This is a genomic window from Colwellia sp. BRX10-1 (assembly GCF_014077545.1).
Classification (GTDB): Bacteria; Pseudomonadota; Gammaproteobacteria; order Enterobacterales; family Alteromonadaceae; genus Colwellia_A.
Genome location: NZ_JACGWC010000005.1, coordinates 59,403 through 84,025, shown reverse-complemented (window position 1 = coordinate 84,025; position 24,623 = coordinate 59,403). Strand labels below are relative to the sequence as shown.

17 protein-coding genes are annotated in these 24,623 nt (G+C 36.8%); 4 read left to right on the top strand and 13 right to left on the bottom strand.

The annotated features are described in order from the left end of the window. Positions 1-322 precede the first annotated feature (322 nt). On the bottom strand, positions 323-3,238 hold the full coding sequence (locus tag H4J75_RS06600) for a UvrD-helicase domain-containing protein (protein WP_182221683.1): 2,916 nt from the start codon (positions 3,236-3,238) through the stop codon (positions 323-325). Between the two features lie 799 nt (positions 3,239-4,037). Between H4J75_RS06600 and H4J75_RS06595 the strand changes: the two genes are divergently transcribed. The 4 genes from H4J75_RS06595 (at position 4,038) to H4J75_RS06580 (ending at position 9,935) form a co-directional block, all read left to right on the top strand. Then, positions 4,038-4,598 (top strand): RNA polymerase sigma factor, encoded by a 561-nt coding sequence (locus H4J75_RS06595; RefSeq protein ID WP_182216409.1) that lies wholly within the window; start codon positions 4,038-4,040, stop codon positions 4,596-4,598. Between the two features lie 25 nt (positions 4,599-4,623). Continuing rightward, positions 4,624-5,685 carry a FecR family protein gene (locus tag H4J75_RS06590; RefSeq protein WP_182216407.1) on the top strand — a complete coding sequence of 354 codons (1,062 nt, stop codon included), beginning with the start codon at positions 4,624-4,626 and terminating at the stop codon, positions 5,683-5,685. 453 nt (positions 5,686-6,138) lie between these two features. Continuing rightward, the gene (locus H4J75_RS06585; RefSeq protein ID WP_259366385.1) at positions 6,139-8,697 is read left to right on the top strand and encodes a TonB-dependent siderophore receptor; all 2,559 of its coding nucleotides are present in this window, start codon (positions 6,139-6,141) and stop codon (positions 8,695-8,697) included. Positions 8,698-8,960: 263 nt separating this feature from the next. Continuing rightward, on the top strand, positions 8,961-9,935 hold the full coding sequence (locus tag H4J75_RS06580) for a transposase (protein ID WP_182221682.1): 975 nt from the start codon (positions 8,961-8,963) through the stop codon (positions 9,933-9,935). A gap of 663 nt (positions 9,936-10,598) precedes the next feature. Here the strand turns inward: H4J75_RS06580 and H4J75_RS06575 are convergent. The 12 genes from H4J75_RS06575 to H4J75_RS06520 all read right to left on the bottom strand — a co-directional run bounded on the left by H4J75_RS06575 (position 10,599) and on the right by H4J75_RS06520 (position 24,260). Next, positions 10,599-11,912 (bottom strand): OprO/OprP family phosphate-selective porin, encoded by a 1,314-nt coding sequence (locus H4J75_RS06575; RefSeq protein ID WP_182221681.1) that lies wholly within the window; start codon positions 11,910-11,912, stop codon positions 10,599-10,601. 62 nt (positions 11,913-11,974) lie between these two features. Further along, complete coding sequence (locus tag H4J75_RS06570; protein WP_182221680.1) at positions 11,975-14,578, bottom strand: response regulator; 2,604 nt, start codon at positions 14,576-14,578, stop codon at positions 11,975-11,977. 30 nt (positions 14,579-14,608) lie between these two features. After that, complete coding sequence (locus H4J75_RS06565) at positions 14,609-15,451, bottom strand: phosphate/phosphite/phosphonate ABC transporter substrate-binding protein (protein ID WP_182221679.1); 843 nt, start codon at positions 15,449-15,451, stop codon at positions 14,609-14,611. 456 nt (positions 15,452-15,907) lie between these two features. Then, positions 15,908-17,314, bottom strand: a complete 1,407-nt coding sequence (locus H4J75_RS06560; protein ID WP_182221678.1) for a sigma-54 dependent transcriptional regulator — start codon at positions 17,312-17,314, stop codon at positions 15,908-15,910. A 12-nt stretch (positions 17,315-17,326) separates the two neighbouring features. Continuing rightward, entirely contained in the window at positions 17,327-17,662 is a 336-nt protein-coding gene (locus H4J75_RS06555) for an Hpt domain-containing protein (RefSeq protein WP_182221677.1), read from the bottom strand. A gap of 129 nt (positions 17,663-17,791) precedes the next feature. Next, positions 17,792-18,613 carry an EAL domain-containing protein gene (locus H4J75_RS06550; RefSeq protein ID WP_259364963.1) on the bottom strand — a complete coding sequence of 274 codons (822 nt, stop codon included), beginning with the start codon at positions 18,611-18,613 and terminating at the stop codon, positions 17,792-17,794. A gap of 265 nt (positions 18,614-18,878) precedes the next feature. Next, entirely contained in the window at positions 18,879-19,946 is a 1,068-nt protein-coding gene (locus tag H4J75_RS06545) for a hypothetical protein (RefSeq protein WP_182221676.1), read from the bottom strand. A 48-nt stretch (positions 19,947-19,994) separates the two neighbouring features. Next, positions 19,995-20,810, bottom strand: coding sequence for a type II secretion system F family protein (locus tag H4J75_RS06540; RefSeq protein ID WP_182221675.1), 816 nt, complete (start codon positions 20,808-20,810; stop codon positions 19,995-19,997). Beyond that, positions 20,807-21,676: a type II secretion system F family protein gene (locus H4J75_RS06535; protein ID WP_259366415.1), complete on the bottom strand. Its 870-nt coding sequence runs from the start codon at positions 21,674-21,676 to the stop codon at positions 20,807-20,809. Before H4J75_RS06535 ends, H4J75_RS06540 begins: the two co-directional genes overlap by 4 nt. 2 nt (positions 21,677-21,678) lie before the next feature. Next, positions 21,679-23,001 carry a CpaF family protein gene (locus H4J75_RS06530; protein WP_182216391.1) on the bottom strand — a complete coding sequence of 441 codons (1,323 nt, stop codon included), beginning with the start codon at positions 22,999-23,001 and terminating at the stop codon, positions 21,679-21,681. A gap of 37 nt (positions 23,002-23,038) precedes the next feature. Beyond that, positions 23,039-23,800, bottom strand: coding sequence for an SAF domain-containing protein (locus tag H4J75_RS06525; RefSeq protein WP_182221673.1), 762 nt, complete (start codon positions 23,798-23,800; stop codon positions 23,039-23,041). A gap of 73 nt (positions 23,801-23,873) precedes the next feature. Further along, positions 23,874-24,260 (bottom strand): hypothetical protein, encoded by a 387-nt coding sequence (locus H4J75_RS06520; RefSeq protein ID WP_182221672.1) that lies wholly within the window; start codon positions 24,258-24,260, stop codon positions 23,874-23,876. Positions 24,261-24,623 lie beyond the last annotated feature (363 nt).

Sequence of the window (24,623 nt, the reverse complement as noted above, 5' to 3'; positions counted from 1 at the left end):
CAGGTCAGCAACCTAGTTAACTAATAATTAAGTTTGTTGACCTCTATTTTTGTGATGAATAGTAAATGCTACATATTATACAAACAAATATGATGACAATGGCTGAAGTATGAAAATTTTTCAGTATTTCATCACGCTATTTATAACGGCATATAACTTTTCAGATATCCTGGAACTAATAAAGTGTTAAATTAAAAAGGATTTTAATGAATCAAACTGGACTCTATGAACAGCTATTATCATTATTAAAAATATGATGGCTGACTAAATAGAGAATTCATTGGCTTTATCTGTATCCCATTTAATAACTATTTCGCGTTAGTTAACTTACCAATTTTGGCCATTTTATTTTGGCGGTATCAAGGCCATTTTTACAGCTCATTGGTTCATTACCTTTATAGTTTCTACATCCCCAAAACTCGCCACTTTTACTTGAGCGTAACACCATTTCAGCATGACATTTTTCACACGTCGGTATGACGCTTTTACAGGCGTCATTCAAACAAAACTTAAAACCTGGGTGACGTTTTCGTGTCATAGGACTTTGGCAGCTAGTACAGGATTTCTCTTTATGCTCGCAGCGAGGAAAGTGTGAACATGAATAAAAATCGCCAAAACGCCCTGTTCGTTTCTTTAAGGTGCCTGTTTCACAAACCAAGCAGTTGATCTCATCTATAAATAATTGACTGGCTGTGCTGTCAAATTCATCAAGTTCGATGTTATGATCGCTAGCAAGCTCTTTAACAAAACAGCTTGCTTCAGTCATATCGGCAATAACATAAACCCTATCTTTAGCCCTCGTTAGGGCAACATAAAATAATCGTCGTTCCTCGGCATAAGCAAAGGCTTCTTTTTTCGCGAGTAAGGCGTCGAGTAATGCTGGCGTTACTTTTTCTGAAGGGAAACCATGAGCACCTTTTTTGAGTCCAAGAATAATGACATAATCGGCTTCCTTTCCTTTAGAAGCATGAAAAGATTGAGATTCAATAGTTAATAGCGGATATTGATTATTTAACCGATTAAGATCGACTTTACCTGGTAATTGAAACCAAAAACGCGCTAATAAATAAACACTTACCGGCTTACACGCTTTAGCTGAAATAGCCGCTAAAACATCATCGATTGCACCATTGGCCATTTCATCAACAATACCTTTTTTTGAAGAGTTTAATGCGCCATTCTCTCGTTTAAGTAATGAAACTGCAGGTGCTTTAACTTGTTTTAACGATTTTATTTTTTTCTTAATTTGTGCTGGATTTTGGCAAATAAAATCTGTTGCCACCCTGCCTATTTGGTTATTAAATCGAAAGGTTTGGTCTAAAGCTGATTGAGTGGTAACGCCAAAGTAATGGGCAAACCCTGTGGTTAAGGTAATGTCAGCGCCACTAAAGCGATATATCGCCTGCCAATCATCACCAACAGCAAAAACTGAACAGGCTTTATTATTGTCACGTAAGGCTTTAACTAACCGTGCTCTTGGCTCTGATATATCTTGAAATTCATCGACCATGATGTAACGCCATGGCGAATTAAATTTCCCCTCTTGCACATACCCTAATGCTTTATTAATCATATCTTCAAAATCAATTTCAGCGCGAGATGTTAAGTGTTCATCATAAGCGATTAAAATCGGTTTAAGTAACGTTAATGCTTTCGTGGTCTGTTTTGGATCAGAAGAATTGATGATCACATTATTTTCTAAAGAATGGTCTAAACACGCGGCTTTATAAAGTCCTACTAGCTGACAAAACATTTGGGCAAGTGTTGTTATCCGCCCACTTTCTTTTAAATTTTCGAGTATCACTTCATCAGGGAGTAATTCAAATTTAACTTGATGAGCATTAAAAAATGACTCTAAAGCGCTAATTAACTGCCCTTTTTTATGCTGAGCATAGGTAAATTCAAGACAATGAGTGTTAAATTTCTTATGGGTGTCTCGTTTCCACTGAATAGATGTGTGATATTCACTTTTATTGATGTAAGATGCTGTATTCCCGTTCTCATCTACCCCGTAATATTCAATATAAACATTAAGTTCAGGTAGAAAAAAGTCTGGTTGGTATTGTCTGCGCTCGATTGTTTTTACATCATGAACGTAGCTAGCTTCATAATGGTATTCTATTCCGTGGTTAAATAACCAATTGGCAATATAAAGCTCACCAAAACTTTTAACCTTCTCTCCTTTTAAACTACGAATATCATTATCGTTTAAATATTGGTAATACTCACCTAGGCTTTCAAAGTCAGAATCATTACGTTCAACGTAATAGTATTTACTGAAATACTCTATGATAAGTTGACGATATTGGCCTTGCTCATTAATCAAGGTTTCAAAACACTTTTGGATCCACTTAGCTTTTGCTTTTTCATCTTCGGCGAATACCGATAAACTAGGCTTTTTTCCCTCAACTTGAGCAATAATATTAAGGCCTAAACGATGAAAGGTCGTTGCACTAATTTTATCAGTCGATAATTTTTCTTTTATTCTTGTATCCATTTCATCAGCCGCTTTTCGGCCATAAGCTAATAATAAAATGTCACTATGCTGCGCTTGTTCGCTGTTAAGTAAATAACCGGCTCGTCCCACCATCACACTGGTTTTACCTGTTCCTGCGCCAGCTAACAACAAGTTATTATCATTGTCGATAATACAGGCGCGCCGTTGACATAACGTTAAAGGATTAGACTCGACACGATCAAAAAAGGCTTGGTGGGCTTGAAGCTGTTGCTTGATATAACGTTCACGACAATCGTCTATAGTTTGCTCTTGCCAGTTATGGTAATTCGACAACTGCTGCAGCTGCTTAGCAACCATCGGCAGTGTTTTGCTGGTGTTAATCCAAGGAAACCAACGTTTGAGTTCTTGATTGACTAATGACTGAATAACATCAATATTTGACTGACGTAAATAGCGAGTGGTGGTAATTTTTTTGATGGTCGTTAATAAGGCATTAACTGGCTTAATGTTGGCTAACGCCCAAAGTTTCTGACACTGGCTCTTATGTTCGCGTTTAGCATTGAAGGCAAGCATACTATAAGCATAACTTTTATCTGCTGTTTGCAATGTCATTATGTGCCCAAAAAAGCTGATATGAAACATTGGCGGTTTTATAAGTTCTTGCCATTTAATTTGGCTTAAGGTGTTTTCAACATCAATAGATAAGCCGATTTCAGTAATATTAATTTTCGTAGTTTTACCAATAAAGCGCCCAAAAACACTTGAAGATATACATTTCATTTACAGCACAAACCTAGATATAGAAAAATTCGACTTACCCTAAGCTGCAATTCTACCACTAGTGTAAAGGTAATTCTGTGTTCAGCAGACCAAATTTCATATACGCTCAACAAATACTCGCGTTTAAATTTTATAAAATAATAATCTACCGCTGATCTGTTTATTATTTATCCTTCTCCATTAACCATATAATTATTTTATCTACTAGGACCTGCGTATAATAGATAAAACAATTAACAAGACACTCATTCTAAAATGAAGTAGTTTGAAGCTTCTTTTCATTATCAAAAACAAAAAAACGACTTGCTTAACTTTAATTTCAAACCTTAGTTGGCTTAACTTTCTAGGTAAGACAAAACAATTAACAGGACACTCATTCTAAAATGAAGTAGTTTGAAGCTTATTTTTATTATCAAAAGCTCAATTAACAATTAACAATTAACAAGACACTCATCCTAAACTGAAGTAATTAACAAGACACTCATCCTAAACTGAAGTAGTTTGAAGTTTTTTCATTATTAAAAACAAAAAACGACACACTTACCTTTAAGCTCAAACCTTAATTGGCATAACTTTCTAGGTAAGACATGTTTAATATCATAGTACTCAACCTCTGCCGTTCATGTAAGGTATTCAAATTTGCCCCAGTTTTTTCTGTAAATAGATCAAGGTATTCAACAAGAGTTACAAATTTGTCATCACTTAATCTACAAACTAAATCTTATTTAATGTCATTGTAATTCTTTGCTTCCCGCCCTACACTCGGTTTCACAATAAAATAAGAATAACAAGAACAACAATGGCTCAGAATAATAAATTCACTACGCTGTTTGTTAATTACACGGCTAATATTAAGCGCTATATCAATAAAATCGCCAGTCCTGATGACATTGATGATATTATACAAGAGACGTTTATTCGAACTTATGAAGCCGATCTCAAAGAAGAAATAAAATACGCTCGTAGTTTTATTCTTAAAACAGCTAAAAATCTTGCGCTAAATCACGTAAATAAGTGGGATAATAAATACAGTGATTCATTAGATGATTCTGCTGACGCTTTGACTGGATTAACCTCACTGAAATTTGAAGAACAATTTGAGAGTAAGGAACGTTTCTTATTATTTTGCCGAGCGACAGAGCAATTATCTATCGTAGTCCGCAAAACATTTATATTAAAAAAAGTTTACGGTTTCAGCCAAAAGGAAATAGCTAACTATTTAAACCTTAGTGAAAGTACGGTTGAGAAACATGTCGCTAAGGGCTTATTAAAGTGCGCTGAATATATGGAAAGGATTGAGCAAAATAGTACACCAAAAGCTTCAACCTTAAAAAATAACGCACGTTCAATTATAAAATAAAGTATAAATTAAAAAAGAATATTGTATGACAACAGTTAAACCATTCACCAGTAAAGCCGACATCAAAGCACAAGCAAGTCTTTGGGTAAGCAAAATTGATCGGGGTCTTTCCAACAAGGATAAACTCGATTTTCAACTATGGGTGAATCAAAGTGATTTTCATCGTAAAACCTTATTTTCTTTAGCTGCACTTTGGGATGATTTAAGTGTACTCAATGAGTTAAGTGCACTATTTACATTAGAAAAACCGATTCAAAAAAAGCATAATGTTATCGCTAAATATGCCGTTGCAGCAGGCATTGCCTTTATTCTGTTATTTGCGGGTAACTTCTTTGTTAACATCACACCTTTTATTGATGACAATATCGAAAAAAGATTTGTTGAAGTAAGAACGTTGCAAACAGAGATAGGACAGCAAACCCGGTTTTCACTGTCCGATGGCTCCAGAATTAAACTTAATACCAATAGTTTAGTTGAAGTCAGTTATTCAAAAAACAATCGCTTATTAACATTGATTAAAGGCGAAGCAAACTTTGATGTTGCCAAAGATAAAAGTAGACCCTTTACCGTAACAGTTGGCGAAAAATCATTTACCGCGTTAGGCACAATCTTTAATGTAAAAAGAAAATCTAATGAAAACATGGAGCTTGTTGTCACCGAAGGTCAAGTATTAATGACCAAGTCGAACCAACCATTAAATAAAATAGCAAAGATGTTATCTACTTTACCTAAAGAAAAATTACCTGGTTTATTGATAACATCTGGTGAAATTGCCACCATCGAAAATAATATTCAAACATCAAATAAAAAAACTTCATTTGAGCAAATTCAACGAGAACTTGCTTGGCAACAAGGTATGTTAGTTTTTAATGGCAAACCACTCGATGAAGCATTAGCCGAAATCAGTCGTTATACCACTACAACCTTTGAAATTAAGGATGTTGAACTCAATAAAATAAAAGTGGCCGGTTACTTTAAGGCGAATGATATTGATGGACTCCTTAAATCGTTAAGTAGTAACTTCAATATTCAATTTGAAAAAGTAAATGAAAACTCAATTCATTTGAGCTTAAATACTACGAAATAAATTTAAATACTCCCTATCTTTTAACTCAATATATTTTTTATAAAATATTATAGAGGAATTTTCCTTCTGAACTGTTTATTAACACTGCAAGGTTGGCAAAAGTTATTTTGTCGTTTTCAACTTTCTGTATTTCGGCCGTTAACAAGCGCTACATTTTTTATATGTACCTGTCTTATATTCACGTCTGGAGCATTTGCCGAAAGCTTGATCAACTTTACAGTGAAGGAACAGCGTGCTGATAAAGCGCTCATTTCATTTGCATTACAGGCAAATAAAACGATTTTATTTTCCTATGACTTAACAAAAGAACATTATGCAAATGAGTTAAAGGGCAAATATTCGGTTAAAGACGGTTTACAACAACTTTTAAAAAACACCAACTTAACCGCTGTTATAGATAACGCTGGTCAACTGAGCATAAAACTACATAAACATCTCAGGAGTAATATAACAATGAATAAAAGCACAATGCTCAAAGCAGCTTTAGTTCCACTAATGCTAAGCGCAGCAAGTCAAACAGCACTTGCCCAAGAGCCTGCTCAAGTCAGTGAGCAAGAAGTAGAAAAAATTTCAGTTATAGGAAGCCGTGTTGCTGGTCGTTCTGCAGAAGACTTACCTGTTCCCGTAGACATTTTGTCTGCTGAAGCTTTGCTTAACACTGGGCAAACAGAAGTCGGTAGAATGTTACAAGCCATAGCCCCATCATTTAACTTTTCAAGCTCATCGATTAGTGATGGAACTGATGCATTGCGCCCTGCTACCTTGCGTGGTTTAGGTCCTGATCAAACATTAGTGTTAATCAACGGCAAACGCCGCCATCAAGCGAGTTTAATTCACATTAACACCTCAGTTGGACGTGGTACTGCTGGTACAGATATGAATGCTATTCCTGCCGCATCTATTAAGCGTATTGAAGTATTACGTGATGGCGCCGCTGCGCAATATGGTTCAGATGCAATTGCCGGTGTCATTAATATTATTCTTAAAGATCAAAGTGAAGGTGGAAGCGTCGGTGTTTCTTATGGCGAGAACTCAGCTGGCGATGGTGAAACTACGAATATCGATATTTCTAAGGGTTTTGCACTTGGCGATAATGGTTTCCTTAATACCACGTTAAATATACGTGATAGAGGCTACTCTGACAGAGCAGGCTTACATGGTTCATGTCAATTTTCAGGTTGTACCCAGCTTGATAATGGCGATTTTTTATTAGGCGATCCGCGTGAAGCTACCGCCACTCGTGAAACATTTCGTATTGGCGACGCAGATTCCGAGCAAATAGGGCTAACGATAAATACTGGCTACGATTTAGCTGATGGTCATTTGTATGGTTTTGTGACTTATTCAAGCCGTGATAACGAATCAGCAGCTTTCTTTCGCCATAATGCGAACGGCGGAGGTAACGCACAGCTTCAAGATGGTGATGCAACTATTCCTGCTGGATTTTTACCTAAAATCAATACTGAAATAAAAGATGTTTCATACAACTTTGGTTATAAAACTGAATTTAGTAATGATTCATCATTAGATTTATCATATACCTATGGTGAAAATAATATTGATTACACGACTCGGGATACAATAAATTCATCTTATGCTAATTCACTCATCTACACCTCAGCACTATCCGCTAATGAGATTCGTAGCTCAATTCCTCGCGAAGCGTTTGCTTACGGCTTAGAACTCACCTTACAAACAATTAATATGGATTACACTCAAAATTTTGATTGGTTTTCTTTAGCTATGGGTACCGAGTTTCGCACGGATGAATTCAGAGTAAAAGCAGGTGATGAATATTCATACCGAGACTATGATACCGATGAACTCGGTAATAGCATATATGAGACAGACCGCAGTGCAGGAACACAAGGATTTGGTGGTACAGCCCCACTACAATCTGTTGATGAATCTCGAGATGTAATTTCTTTTTACATTGACACAGAAGCAGAAGTCACTGATAACCTAATTATTAGCACAGCGGTTCGCTATGATGATTACGACGGCTTTGGTGATAGCACTAATTTCAAACTTGCTGCTAATTGGTCAATTACTGATGATGTATCGTTGCGTGGCGCCACAAGTACTGGCTTTAGAGCTCCGTCAATGCAACAACTTTATACTGATAATATTAGTACTCAATTCCAGACAAATCCTAATGGTGGGGACCAAATTGCAGTACAAATTGGTACTTTCCGAAATGACAGTATTCTAGCGCAAGCTATTGGTATTCCTGAGCTAAAAGAAGAAGTATCAACCAACTTTAGTATTGGCTCTGTTGTAAGAGTTACCGATGATATTAATTTAACTGTTGACTTTTATTCTATCAAAATTGAAGACCGCATTGTGTTGAGTAATTCATTAGGTAACGGTTTATCGTCAGCGCTTGATGCGGCATTAGCTTCTTCTGGAGCAGGTGCAGGGCAATTCTTTTTAAATGGTGCTGACACTAAAACAACAGGTGTTGATATTATAGCAACATGGAATACAGAAGTAATGTCTGGCACATTAGACTTAACATTTGCCGCAAACTTTTCAGAAACAGAAGTTACCGATACTTATACTCCAGCAGGTAGTGCATTAGGTGGAATTTCACCTGAGGATGTTTTTTCAGAGCAGGCGATTTCTATTATTGAAGAATGGCAACCTCAAGACCGCATAAGTTTAAGTGGCTTATATAAAATTGGCGATTTCACAGTTAACTTAGCCTTTAATCGTTACGGTGAATACACGGTTCTTGATGGTGAAAGACAAACGTATGGCGCTGAAGTATTAACAGATTTACGCGTGAATTATCAATTTAACGATGAGCTTTCATTTAACTTTGGTGGAAATAACATTTTTGATGTGTACCCTGATAAAAATGAAATAGGAAATTCTCGCTCTGGCACTATTGTTGACGCCAATGGTAATGTTGTTGTCAGTAGTCCTGGTGTGTTTACTTATTCACGCCGTTCAGCACCTTTTGGTTTTAATGGTGCCTATTTCTACGCCGGTGCTGAATACCGTTTCTAGTTGTATACTTAAACCATATACATATACTGGTTTCAAATAATTTAGCTATAAGTAAATTATTACAATCAAAAAAGCAAAGTGATCACACTTTGCTTTTTTTAATTTATTTGAAACATAAGCGAAACAACTTAGAACAAATTTAAATCACCTCATCAATCGCTGTTTCTTTAAACAACAAATTAACAAGACACTCATCCTAAATTGAACAAATTTTACCTTTGTACTACGCTAAAGTAATCAAGCTACTTTATCTTAGGTGAGTTATGGCCACGCCAAGGAAGCAACAAATCAGTTTAGTAGACACACCTTATTACCATTGTGTGGCGCGTTGTGTTCGACGCGCTTTCTTATGTGGTGAAGATACCTTTTCAGGTCAAAGCTTTGAACACCGGCGAGGTTGGGTGGAAGACAAACTGCACTTTCTAACGCAAGTCTTTGCGATTGAGGTTTGTGCTTATGCGGTGATGAGTAATCACTATCATGTGGTGTTATTTATTGATGAAGAAAAAGCGAAGCAGTGGACAATGACTGACGTACTTGTGCGTTGGCACCGCATACACAAAGGCACGTTACTGACCAAACAATATTGCAACGGTGACCGCTTAGCTCAACCCTTACTTGATGAGGTTAATGCAACCGCTGAGGTCTATCGAAAGCGCCTGATGAAAATCAGTTGGTTTATGGGGTATATCAATGAAAGTATTGCAAGAGCGGCTAACCAAGAAGATAACTGCACCGGTAGATTTTGGGAAGGACGCTTTAAATCCCAAGCGTTATTAGATGAAGCAGCGTTAGCGTCTTGTATGGCCTATGTTGATTTAAACCCTATTCGAGCCAATATCGCAAAGACACCAGAGAGCTCAGCCCACACGAGCATAAAACGTCGTTGTAAAGAGGCAAAAAAGGGCCGGCAGCCCAAGACCCTGCTTCCCTTTATTGGTAACCCCAGGAAAAATATGCCAAAGGGCCTACCTTTTGAACTCGCCGACTATCTTCAATTAATTACGTTAACTGGCCGTTGTATTAGCGGAGATAAACGGGGTTTTATCGAACAAAAACAACCAGAGATACTCAAGCGATTGAATATCTCTGCGGACAACTGGTTAATCATCACCACCGAATTTAGAACACAATTTCATGGTGCTATCGGCCACGAAGGTGTGCTGAGTGATTACTGCGAGCATCAGCAATTAAAGCGAAGACATAACTTAAGCCATTGCAATAAACTCTTTGCTTGAAAACATTAAAACAGGTGTGAATTATGGATCCATGATTTTGGAGAAATAGCCTTGCCAAAAAATTGTTATTTTGGGAGCAAATTGACTACATCTTTCTTTAATACATGAATATATTGTCAAAATATCACTTATCGGTGAGGACTCCATAAATGTTAAAATATATTTGTCATATATTTAGCTATTTAACATGAGTGTCTTATTAATTCTTTTGTCATCTATTTAGTTTTTTAACATGAGTGTCTTATTAATTCACTTATCGGTGAGGACTCCATAAATGTTAAAATATATTTGTCATATATTTAGCTATTTAACATGAGTGTCTTATTAATTCTTTTGAAACCAAGTATCAAAACATTCAGGATGCTTTCTAAATGTTAGAAGAATGTGTGGACTATCCATCTATCAATGTTAACGATATTGGAGAGCAGGTCTCGGAGATCCCTAACACCATTATTGATGATGAAATTTATGATGCAGGAATAATGGATTAAACTTTTATAGAGAAATTTTGAATAGCATTACTTCTCAATAGTTATTATTAACCCACGGCGAGATATATTAGTTGAGATATATAAGCTGTTCGACCTCTTAAAGTCACACAAGTCCAGATTATTGGCCTCTTGGAGCGATCCAATCTACATTCAATTTTATTTTTCATCCGACTTAAAATACCCACTCCATTCTTACTTGGCCAATATCCACGCTTGCATGGTCTGTCGTTGGATTATTTTTACTAACTTCCAACACTTTTAAGTATTCTGCAGTAAAGCGTATTTCAGGTGTCGCATATAAATTTAATGCTAGCGTCATATTTCTTTCAACGCCACCAATAACACTACCGTAACTTAAGTCTATTTCACTGTAACGCATAGCAAGTTCCCATGCTCCGCTACCATCTTGGCCAAGAATACTTTGCGGTTTCACGATACCAAACTTACCTTTTTTGTACGCTCGTCGGTCATTGGTTAAAAATAAACTCGATTGAATATACCAACTACTAAAGTCTAAGCTTTCTGGACCTGTCTTTACTGAGCTTTGTATATATTCACTCTGAACATTAAATCGATTGTAGTTAAAAGCGAGTTCGAATCCTACTTGCGAGTAATCTTCAACCTCTTTAATGCCCCCCGTATCAACTAACTGAGTATTAGCAACATAACTTTCCGGATTAGATTTAAGTCTTAATGTGTCATTATCACCATTATTAGAGTACAAACCCGCGATACCTATATGAACAAAATAATCATCTTTCTTAATGGGTAACCAGACAAATCGTCCTGCAATGAGAGTCTCTTCATCTTGACCTTCACTACTTAGATGTATTTTGTTACCAAAAACGCCAGCTTGCACAGACCAATTATCCTTAAAAATATTTACGCCTGCCCCCAAGTGCCTACCTGGTGATAATGCAAAAGCCAGTGAACGTTCGATAAATGTATTTGCATGAGAACTGGCCTGGAACTCTAACGAGAATGGCACTTTATAGTTACCCGCAATTAATTGAACTGAATTATTAACTTTATATCCTAGGAAAGCATCTTTTATGCCTTTAGAGCCTCCAGCTACAAAATCATAATCCAATTTATATTGCCAGTCGTTATATAGGGTACCCTTTAAAAATAGTCGAGCTCGACGAATAGCCGAACCATCAGCTAAATCAAAATCATCACTACTATACCAAGCTGCGTGTGCTTCTACACGCCCACCAAAATGTGTAGAAAATTTCTTGTCAGCACTGCTCACTTTTAAACCATTTTCAACTAAAACTTCGGACTGATTTTTAATCCGTTTTTTAACCAGAGGTAGTGCTTGATTTTTTGGTTTTTCATCTTGTTGTTCAGCCATTAAGCGCTGATATTGTTCGGTACTTATGGTGCCGTTATTTTTTAAAACCTCAAGTAACATTGCCAGCTCTGATTGCGCACTAACCGGTGTTGCTAGCAGCATACTTAAACTTAACACTAATGCTTTTTTCATGATTTCTCCAAATACGGTTTGAATATTAAAATCTATTTATATCTAATGATAAAATAAAAGACCTATACATATTTTGCGCTAAAGTCGATATATGTTTTGAGCGTTAACTCACTAATAGACTTTAGTTCTTTGCATATAACTTCAGCTTCCATAAGTTTTTTTTCTAAACTGGCTTGTTCTAATCTTTTACAAAAATTATACATGGCCGTTGCCCCTAATGAACCCGCAGAGCTTTTTAAGGCATGGGCATGATCCCCAAGTGCTTCAATATCCGACTTCTCTAACGAGGTTTCTATCATCTGCACTCGTTCTTCAATATCAATAATAAATAGGTTGACCAAAGTTAAAACTGCGACTTCGGACAAATCCTCTGCCAAGGTTTTAAGTACGCTTTCTGACAACACTTCATCTTCATTTAAAGGGCTATTAGCTTTGCTTTTTTCTTGTGTTTCGGTGCTGTAGATACAATGATTAATACTTTCGATTAGCACTTGTGTATCGAAAGGTTTACCGACAAAGCCTTCCATTCCTGCAGCTTTACATCTCGCCATTTCAGATTTTTCTGCGTTTGCTGTCATCGCAATTACTGGGGTGTCTTTATTAATACCACCGCTTGCTTTTAAATGTTCTACTGTGACTATTCCATTCATTTTTGGCATACGAATATCCATTAGAATAACATCAAAAACTTGTGTTTCTAAAATATCGAGCGCATCAAAACCATTACATGCAAAAACAACTTGGTAGCCACGATTCTTTAATGTTTCACCCGCAATAAATCGATTAGCTTCCATATCATCAACTAATAAAATATTTTTTTTATCATTATGAGCACTATAAGTTAATTGAGATTTCGTCACTGAAAATGTATTATTTTTATCGTTCAAAGAACATATATTGTTAAAGAGTAGTGGTTTATTTATACGATTAAAGCCTAGGTATGAACTTGACAAAGTTTCACCTAAGCTAGAAATACAGTGAACATTAATACCAAGCGAGTCTAACCAAATCTTATTGCTGTTGTTAACAGTCGCTCCATCCTCTATTAGCCACACCGATTTTTTACTTAATAATTGCGGCGTTGCCTGCTCACGTAACATATCTACATTGCTAAAGCCGAAGAAAGTGCCCCCTATTTGTTTAATTTTATTAGCAAAAACTTCCTGTAAACTTTGATTATCCGAAACAAGTACCATTGGGCCTTCAAATTGATGTTTATCTATTGTTTTATCTTCAACAAACTCTACGGGCATCGTAAAACAAAAATCGCTGCCCTGATTTAATTTACTACTAACAGTAATTGATCCCCCCATTAAGGTAATAAGCCCTTTGGCTATATTTAAGCCTAATCCAGTGCCGCTGGAATTTGCCTCTAATGTCGAATCAACCTGTTCAAATTCTTCGAATATTTGATTTAAATATTTTTCTCTAATCCCTATACCAGAGTCTTTTACATTCAACTGCAGTGTATCTTTACCATCTGCTATTTGGATTCGTTGGATAGTCACCAAAACAATCCCACGGGGAGTAAAATTACAGGCATTATCGACTAAAATAGTCAGTATCTGACGTAAACGTGTTGCATCAGTAATAACTCGCTCAACAGTCCCTGGTGCAACATCACCCAATATCGTTAAGTCTCGATTAGCTATTTTAGCTTCGGCGCAATTCAATACATCTTCAAGTAAAGGTAAGAGTTCTACTTCACTATATTTTAGTGACATGTGACCTGCCTCAATTTTAGAAAAATCGAGTATGTCATTAACAACCTCTAATAGTGCTCTGCCACTACTTTGCGCTGTGTTTAGCAACCGAATATGCTCAGGGGGCTCTTTAATTTTTTCCGATATTAGATTAACTGCACCTAACACTGCATTCATTGGTGAGCGTATTTCATGGCTCATTTGTGATAAAAATCTAGATTTAGCTTGGGATGCATTCTCTGCTGTTTGTTTTGCTTTGGTGAGATTAATAGCGTTTTCATTAAGTTTCTTCTGATCATCATTAATCTTATCTAACATCACATTAAACGCTTTTGCAGTGACACCAAGTTCATCTTTTGATTCTGTATCCGCCCTGGACGACATATCACCTTTTGTTACAGCAAGTGCTACTTTTTGTAAAACAAGTAAACCTTTGGTTAAGTAACTACCAAGTATTAGCGAAATCAGGCCAACCATTACCAATTCAGCTAAAGCAATACCAAATAAACGATAGCGCGCTTCACTTATAAATAACAATAAGGGGTCAACGGGTAAACCTACTTGTACTTTGGCAAATTCAGTTCCTGACTCCATTACTAAAACCTGCGTATCAAATATACGGTCATCTACCTGGTAAATTAGAGTATCTTCGAAAAAGCCATCCTCTAAACTACTTGTATCTCCAGCTTGTGCAAGAATACCGTCACTGTCTAATACACGAATATATTGAACACCTCCGAGCACAGCTATTTGCTGTGTAATTTCGTCCAATGCAGCAATATCTGATGAGATCACTGCATTTTTAGCGAGTAAGCTAAATAAATGAGAGGTCTCACTGGCTCTTTTATATAAAGCCTCTTCACCTGATTGCTCAAGATATGCTAGAGATTGCCAAAGTAACAATAACAAAAATAGAGTTTCTGTAATGCCTATGAATAATATTGTTTTAACTCGAAATGACATAGAAATTCCCTGAGCCAAAAAGTAAGCTTTTTAATTTTTACCAAGTAGAAGATTAATATCTAAACTACGAACATCATTCCACTCTTGATCGTTTGCTTGTGTAAAACCTTTCATTCTTAGTGGCACTAGTAATTTCACACTAGCATCAGAATTTTTAATATCTAAAAAACCACGAAGTAGTTTTTGTCGAGTATCTTCAGTAACCCGCGGATGAGTAGCAATTGCGTGTGGTGTATAACCGTCTGATGTCCAGATGATTTTTAATTGTTTTCGAAAGCGCTCTGGTAATGCATTAAACGTGCGTATTATTCCGCCGCCTGCTACCAAACGGCCCATGGCAACATTGCGATATACAGCATCGTGTGAATTAACGTATTTACTTTGAACGTTAATGTTTTTCTGTGCTAAGTTTGCCTTGGGGATCAATGTGGCGGCAAAAGATGCTGGCGCTGGAAAAGCAATTGTTTGCATCGATAAGTCTTCGATCTTGTTAATTTCACTATTTTTATTAGTAACTAAAATGCCTTTAATTTTTTTCCCTAGTTCATGTACAAGTGCTTTAAAGCCTTCTTCCTTACTTAATACAGCGTAGTGGTATGGGTTCATATACGCAATATCATAGTCACCTGCAATTAATCGCTTTTCAAACGTTGGAATATCGGGAGCTGTCGCAAATTTGAGTTCAATACCTGTGTTCTTACTGATCAGTTTAAGTAACGGAACCCAGTTACGAGCTAACTTAGCTGCTGATTGCTGCGGAACTATCCCAAATACTAGAGGCTTAGCTTCAACAACCTCAGCTGTATCTGCACTAGCAAAGCCAATAAAACACGTAATATAAATTATTGCTAAAAATTGAATTAATATCTTCATCTATTCACCTATGCTTTTTAAATTTGTTCATGCACTTAACTAAAGCAAGAAATACTCCAGCATTTAACAACATCAAAAAAAACATAAACCATTGATAAATAATACTTTTACACTTACTTATTCAGTGTGATTTGATGGGAATTATTGAACATGCAATTTGATTAGCAATATGCAAGTCAAATTGCTTTGCATTTAAGAATATATAAATTAACTGATACATTTTATTTAAAGATTATATAAATATATTACAAGTATCTTGAACTAACTGAATATGACTTCACTAAAAATTATATTTTAGATTTAAGAGTTTCACTACTCAACGGCTATTTATTAAGTTATCTATGGCTCGATTAAACTCAAATATTACCCATAGTACAATCATATATAGGACTACAACTTATCAGTTTTTATTACTTAGTAAAGTCCCAAAATTAGCAGGTTAACAAAGCTGGGCAACTAGTCCCAATTTTTCATTTTTCTATAAATTGTTGACGCACTTACGCCTAGGTGTGCGGCAGCCAGCGGGATGTTACCATCACAAACTTCGATTGCCTTTTCTATAGTGTTTTTTTCAACTATCCACATGGGAACAATCTCTTGAATACTGGTAGGGCTAACAGAAGTACTTGCCTTGGTATCTGTTTTAATTACACTTGGTGTAGTTGTAACTTGAAGGTTAGTTTGTCCGAAACTCTCTGGTAACATGTCAATTGTAATCTCAGTACCAGTATTGATTACGACCATATTCTCAATCACATTTTGCAATTCTCGAATATTACCCGGCCAGTCATACTTCATAAATAATGTCTGAACATCTGATGAAAACTGTTGAAATCCTTTATCATTAGCTTCATTTTTATCCAATAAAATAGCGTTAGCCAACAATAAAATATCTGGACCTCTATCCCTTAAAGCAGGTAACTGAACTGGAATAACATTTAATCTATAATATAAATCTTCTCTAAAGCGACCTTCGCCAACTTCGGCTGCTGGATTACGATTAGTTGCACAAACAACCCTAACATCACTTTGTATTACGTCACTACTACCAACACGACTAAATGTACCTGTTTGCAAAAATCGAAGTAACTTAGATTGTAAATTTAAATCCATTTCACAAATTTCGTCTAGAAATAGCGTTCCACCATTAGCGACCTCTACAGCTCCTTTTCTATCGGCCAAAGCGCCACTAAAAGAGCCTTTCATATGACCAAAAAACTCTGATTCAAATAAATCTTTTGGTATCGCCGCACAGTTAATTGCAATCACGGGACCATTTTTCCGAGCACTGGTGTTATGTAAGTACTGAGCACAAACCTCTTTACCTGTTCCACTTTCACCGGTGACAAATACGCTTGCCTTGCTACGAGCAGCACTATCTAGCAAGCGAAAAACAGTTTTCATCGCTAATGATTCACCAAGAAAACTCGTATCTGGTTGATCTGAAACTTCATCTTCAACTGCAGGGGGTTCTGTTTCCAGATTAATCTGCTTTATTGCATCATAAACCGAAGTCACCATTCTTTCTCTAGTAAACGGCTTCTCTATAAAGTCAAAACCGCCCAAGCGCATAGCATCAACAGCTACTTCAATAGAACTATTAGAAGTGATAATAATAACCCGTGCAGGTGACTTCTGACGCTTGACAAATTGCAGTACATCTAAACCGCTAATATCTGGTAAGCAAACATCTTGAATAATAACACTGGGCATTTTTTCTTTAATCGCGGCTAAGGCAGAATAACCATCTACAAAATGCCTAGTTTCATAACCTATACTTTCAAGTTGAGAACTGTAAAGGGCTCCACTTGATACACTGTCTTCTACAATATAAACCAAGGTTTTTTGTGAATTTTTAGACATATTATTCCCTTACTAAAATTCTTTGCCATATTTGTTATTATACAGTTTCAGAGTTTGTTTGATCAAATCTAATAGCTGGTTATCTGTATCCCTCAAGAGCCTTGAGGTTGAGCATAACCTATCATTTATTTCACTGGCCATTGTTGCTACAGTCATAGCCCCATAAAGTGCTGCCGAGTTTTTAAGTTTATGTGTCACTTCTTCAATTTTCTTCAAATCCATCGAGATAAATGCATTTTCTAAATCGACTAAAGACATGGTCATCTCGTCTATAAACAAACCAATCAATTTATGACAAGTTAGTTCATCTAAATCTTCGATCATTTGTTGAATGACCTTTTCATCCATTAAACAGCTCATACTCTACTCACTGATTAAAAACTTGCTCACTATTTAAACACTATTACAAAATGCGTTGCAAATTGCAAATTAGACAAATCTTAATATTCATCATCTAAACTACCTATGAATATTGTTTTAACTCCAACGGCGTAAATTATCTTCAAATGATGCTGGACGTCCTAGTAAGTAGCCTTGCGCAGTATCACAACCTAATTGGTTAAGTATTTGCAGTTGCACTTCATCTTCAATACCTTCAGCCACAATATGCATGCCTAGTCGTTGTGCCATTGCTACGATTGCACTACATAGAGTAAAATCTTCGTTACATGTCGCGATACCATCAACGAAGCTTTTATCGATTTTCAAACCATTAACTTTGAATTCTCTTAGTAAACTTAAAGAAGCAAAACCAGTTCCAAAGTCATCTACCCATATTTCGATCCCTTCTTTTTGAAAGGCGTCAAAAACCTTAGCGATAACTTTGGGATTTTGGATCAGTGCAGTTTCAGTCAACTCCAATTTAATACAACGTGTAGGTATTTCTAGTTTATCCACTAAGGTCATAATTTGCTCAAAAATATCAGTATTTGCTATCTGAACAGCAGATACATTAATTGAAACGGTAATATCTTTTAAACCATATTGAAGATAACGTTTAAGATCCAACAGTACTTGTTTAAATATCCAACTTCCCAGTTCAATAATCTGACCATTTTTCTCGGCATGTGGAATAAACTTATCAGGAGAAATAAACCCGAACTGAGGAGAGTGACATCTAACCAAAGCTTCAAAACCTGTTAATTTACTATTTTGCATACAAAAAAGTGGTTGATAAACCATAGAGAAGTGCTGATTTTGTAATGCGTCTTCAATAATGCAAGTCAAGTCATCTAACTTTGATGGCGTGTGAACAATTGTTGTTTCAAGTGTATCTATTGGTGAAAGTGACATATTCATATTATTTCATTCCTAATTTACTTTGAGTCGATAGTACTAACAAAGCAATTCGTAGACCAACGTAAACCCCAAACCAAAAAAAAACACATAAGCCACTGAAAAATAAAACCTAATAAAACATAACCACTAGTATTTACATTTATTAAATACTGATAGTTGCAAAATGCAAATCAAATTACTAAGACTGATTACCAAATTGCCATTTGTAAAAAAAAGGGAAGAATGTAGTTATACATCCTTCCCTGCTTTTTCTTAACAACCTTTATCAGTTATTGCCTTCACCCTTTGGCGCAGTGTTGTACCATTGGTCGCCATCAACTCTACCGCCTAAGACTGGTAAGTTAACCTGGAAAGGGGGTGTAAATTGCTCTAACGCATTTTGAGTAGGATGATTTATATTAATGACAGATTCTGCTTTTTTCAGGCTCAAGCCGCTACAAAATGAAGGGTCGTCATAATTTGTACCCGTCGGGCAGCACTGGCCATCGACAGAGCCATCAGCAACAGAATAATATCCAGATGGACAACTACATTGCAATTGTGTATTAGTGCCACAGCCTGCATCACAAATACCCAATTTGATTTTTTTTTCAAGAAGATTATCTGTTACGTTATTAATTGAAATATCAACCTCAGATGCTTGGCAAGTTAATGCCGGTTGCCCCAGCGAAGTAGGTAAGATGAATGGTGATTCGCATGGCTCACCGGTTAACACTTTTTGTGAAATATAACGTGATCCAATAGGAGAACCAATTCCCCCAATAATTTCTAGCATCGGGCAAGCTTCAAAGGTTTCTTTATATAAAAATCCTGGCAGCCCATTAGGTGAGCGACCAATGGCGTAATTAGGAGCGCCCTGCAATGCTTGAAAGTAGCTCACTGAACCCGTATTAGGTAAACGGCTAATGCCTGTATTATCTAAAGTCTCAGCACTGGTTGGCTTGATGCAAGGAGGGCCTTGGCAGTTTAGTTCAGTGTAATAAATTGGCTCTCTACTGGTGAAACGGTCATCACGAACGCCTATCAGGGCTCGGTAATTTGTTGAGCTGCCTGTAGAGGTACGGTCAATAAAAAACAATTGTGGTGCATCATGTTCGTCAAAATTTATCACTTCGCCTAACACCTGACTATTGCTATCTAGCACCAACACGGTTCGGTCTTGTTGCTTAACCTTTTGCTCAAATAATGCATTGCGAACAGCAGCTATGCCAACAAAGCTTCCTATAACTAAAATAGTAATAATCAGGATCAGCTCAATGGTTAAAACAAAACCTGCTTGTTTTTTTAATCGAGAATTTTCCTTCATTATTTTTGGCAATCTAACTTCAATCATTTTACTTCCTTTTATTATTTAGCACCGCTAAAACAGCATATCTTATAATTATAGGATATCACCCAACAATTTCATTATTTCGCTGATCTGCTGTCCAGCAGGAAAAAATACTAGTACAAAAAACATCGGGAAGCAGACCATTGCCATCGGTAAAGTAGATTCGAGGGCTTTTCGGTTAATTCTACTTGTTAGTTGTTGGTCCTGTTGTAACCTCAGAAAATCAGCTAATGATTGTAATCCGTCACCAACTGGGCTACCTACTTCAATCCCAGCCTTAATTATTACCGATAATTTATTTAACGCCTCTACACCAGTCCTGACAGACAAATTATCAAAGGCTGCAGTGCGATCACGGCCAGCATCTAGCTCGTAAGCAATTAACTCAAGCTCTGCTGCCAAAGGGTTGTCTTTTTGTAAGCCAAATTGAGCAGCTTTTCGAAATGCCTGGCTTAACGATAAACCTGACTTCAAAAAAACAATCAGTAAATTGATAAAAAAAACTAATGACAGATTAATTCTACGTCGACGATTACTCCGGTTTATGAGTAGATACATGTCCATCAATAAAAAGGACACAATACCCGCACTGATAATAATCCATAAATCAAATGACAACTCAATAGCAATTATTACTAGTACTAGAGCACTGCACCACTTTACTGACCAGTACCATAGCCAGAAACCAGCCACTGAAATACCACATTGGCGGATCAATTTATTTGGATAAATTAAATAAGCTTTTTTGGACTTATTAAAGGGATCATCAATCAATTTATTCTCTTTGGTAAGACTTTGTTTTAAAAAGTAGAGAAAAATAATTAACATTAGTAAAAAAAGTAAATCCAGCCAGTTGAATATATTCATTGCTCTATCCTCGATATACGACGTAACCATAAATAACCAGTAAATTGTAAAAATAGCGCCCCGCCCAAGTATGTTGGTCCAGATGGATGCTTTAATAAGGTGTCGAACCAGTCAGGTTGTTGCCATAGTAAAATTGGAATCAATATATAGGGTAAACCACCACATAATATTGCAGCATAACGAGTACCGGATAAGTGAGTGTCAATTTGTAACTGGTGACGTTGTCGATCTCGAACAATGCGGTTAACAGAATCAAGCATAAAAGTGAGATCACTTCCTGATTGATAGCGTGCAATAATAACTTGTGCAAATAGTCGAGTTGCAATACAGTTGTATTTGGTTGTTAGATGATTAATAGCCTGTTCTGGCGAACAGCCCATATCCAAGCGTCCTAACATTTCTGTTAGTTGATGCTTAACAGTTCCTTGACCTGACTGTGCAGCTAAAGCAATAGCCTGGTGAGGCGACTGGCCACTCGTTAAAGCCGCTTTCATCATATCCATAGCTTCAGCTAAACCTTTCTCTACTCGTTTTATTTTCATTTTCGCCATATCACTGATGCTATTAAAGCAAAACACCGTTACCACCATTCCCGCGATAGCCGCCAAAGGAATATGCTTGGGGAATATCTCAAGCAGTAACATAAAAATAGCGAAGGCAACGATTGCTATACCCGCAATAACAAGTGCTGGAGGTAGATTCAAATTAAGCGTTTGCAAATGATTATACAATGACGAATCAGGTTTGCTCTTAACAGCATATGAAAAATTGGCGTTGCCCCTTTTAGATTCACGAAACCAATGCAATACAATAATTAGCATTACCAATAAACTTAGGGATAAACCGATAAACTCTATATTTATCATCACTAGTCCACCTTTAATAATCGATTGAATTGTTCACTTTTATAGCCTTTTACTGCTACCTTAGCCGCTAGTTCAGTACTATTACCTGTTGCAACATGCTTACCATGTATATGGTCTGGTTCACTGTTTGCTGCGTGCTTAAAACTAAACAACTCTCGAATTTCATCTTTATCTTCACCATGAACTAACTCGCAAATGCTTACGACTCTGCGGCTGCCATCTTGGAAGCGCATAACTTGAATAATTAATTGTAGAGAAGAACGAATCATCTGCTGAATAGCTTCTTTTGAAAAGCCTCCACCCATTAACGCAAGTGTTTCCATGCGGCTGATTACATCATGTGGGCTATTAGCATGTAAGGTAGTTAAGCTACCGTCATGACCAACATTCATCGCTTGCAACATATCCAAAACTTCAACCCCCCTGACTTCACCAACCACTATACGGTCAGCCCTCATGCGAAGTGCATTTCTAACTAAATCACTAAGATTAATTGCACCACTGCCTTCGCTATTAACATGTCTAGACTCGAGTGAGATAACGTGGGGATGCTTTAGCTGAAGCTCAGCCGTTTCTTCAACGGTTACGATACGCTCTGTTGTAGGGATAAAACCTGATATAGCGTTCAATAAAGTGGTTTTTCCTGCTCCTGCGCTACCCGCTATTACTATATTGATACCTGTTGATACGGCAAGTTCTAAGAAGTCCATCATGGCTTTACTTAGAAAACCCCTATTAATTAGTTGCTGAGTAGTCAAATCCTCGGTATGAAAACGTCTAATTGAAACGATTGGTCCCGACTCACAAAGCGGTGGGATCACTGCATGTAATCGACTACCATCAGGCAAGCGAGAATCTACCATAGGTTGACGTGCATCTAGCTGCCTACCTTGAGTACTTAACACTCTGTCCAAAAAGCGACGTAAATGACTTTCGTTATCAAAACGTAACTTAGTTTTTGTTAATCGTCCGTTTCTATCAACCCAAATTTCATCTGGACCGTTTATTAAAATATCGGTAACACCAGGTTCTTTCATTAAGTCAGAAATTGGACCCAAGCCCGTTAACTCTTGCATAATTTGCAGGGTTAATGCTTGTCTCTCATATACGCTTAAACCTGGATTTAATCTTGGACGTATTTCTTCAATCAATCGTTCAAGGCGACGTTCAACCTGCGAAGTATCTTTTAACAGATGTATGTTCTGCTCTTCCATACCGTCAATTAGGCGATTATGTAAAAAACGACGTAACTCACGAAAGCGCTCTGATTCTATATTCTCTTTGTCTAGCGCAGTAAATCCTAAAATTTTATTTGAGTTATTCATGATGTGTTACCTTTACTTAATACCTTGTTAAGGCATTTTAATTGTGCACTCGCACACTTGAACGACGAATACCTGCTACCATTTCAATATTGCGATAACGTTGTTTGGGGTCAATACTATATTGAGTACCTTTTGCCCTATCGTGTGCACTGTGAAAGATCATCGCTATCGAATCGCTGGCTTTGATACTCGCTAATGGGTATACATCAGACGGTCTTATCGCCACAACTAGAGACACCCCAGAGGTAATTCCTGCCTGCTTATTTTTTGGCATTAGCATATTTTTTAAACCACTGTCTGCAGTCTTTTTAGCAGCTGGGTGGTTAATACCAATTAACTGCACATCACGGGCAACGGTTCTTACACCATTCCTGCCTCTGACAACCACATCAAAGCGGTCACCGTCACTCAACTGCTCGTAAGGCATACCTTTTTGGATGTGCTCTAGGGTAAACAAAACACGACCAGCTGGAATAGCTTCAGATAAAGATTTCTTTTCTTTAGTTTTCAAGTCGCTTGGGTAAATCGAACTCCCTGCTCGCTTGCTAACCTTTAATGTTTTACCCATCAAATGACGGGGGTTTTGTATAGTGCCTGCAAGATTGTCTTCATCAATACGCACTTGTTTAAGGAGTGATGAAGTCAGTACTTGACCCGGTTGTAGATTACTACTGACTATCCATGCCGGCTCCGTTGTCATATTTTCAAACTGGCGAAGTCCTAGCACTGAAGCTAACATACTTGATGCTGCAAAGAGGATCATGGCACCCGTGGCACTACCGGTTAATTTACTTTTCATATGTCACCTCATTTATCAAGTTAGGAATATTTTGGACAGGTGCAATGGCTGAACCTGCCCGTGAAACGCCTGATTAGTTCAAACTGCCGGTATTGCTAGCAGAAGCAGCAGCTGTACTCGCTGTACCACTAATAGAGGCGGCAGATTCAGAAAAGTCAGTATTAATAAATTCAAACTTCTGACCATCACCTGCATTTGTATCAACCGCATCAATAAAACCAGAGCCACTTATCTCTGACGTTCCTTCACCATTTTTCATACCATCAAAAGCGTAGCTCTGGTCTAGTGAGCCAATTGCTTCAGCAACATCTTCCATTTCAGCCGTTACAGCGTCACGCATCGTACTTAGACCTACGACTAGGCCAATGACTATCGTAGTCGATAACAATAACAACTCTGAAGTCATCACAAATCCGCCTTGTTTTTTCTTACCTAGTTTGTTGTTTATAAGAGTTTTCATAATGTTTACCTTTAATGTTGTGTAAGTTAGTAATTAATAAACCCAAATTATTTGAGCTTACATAGACTATTGCGATTGCTGTGCCAGCTTTTAAACAAACCAAAATAAAACCAAATAAATCCTTATAAAACAATAAAATAAATTTTAATTAAAATTAAATCATCACTGTATTGGTTATTAGCTAAAAAGCTTAGTTCACAATCTGATTTGCAATTTGCAAATCAGATTGTATTATTTATTTACGTACCCTCATTTGAGCTATTCAAAAAAGAAAATCTTTTTTTGCGAAAAATATAGCCTATTAAAAATGAATGCCCATACGCTTAAAGAGCCAGACTCATATAATTTTAAAATTTATGATTA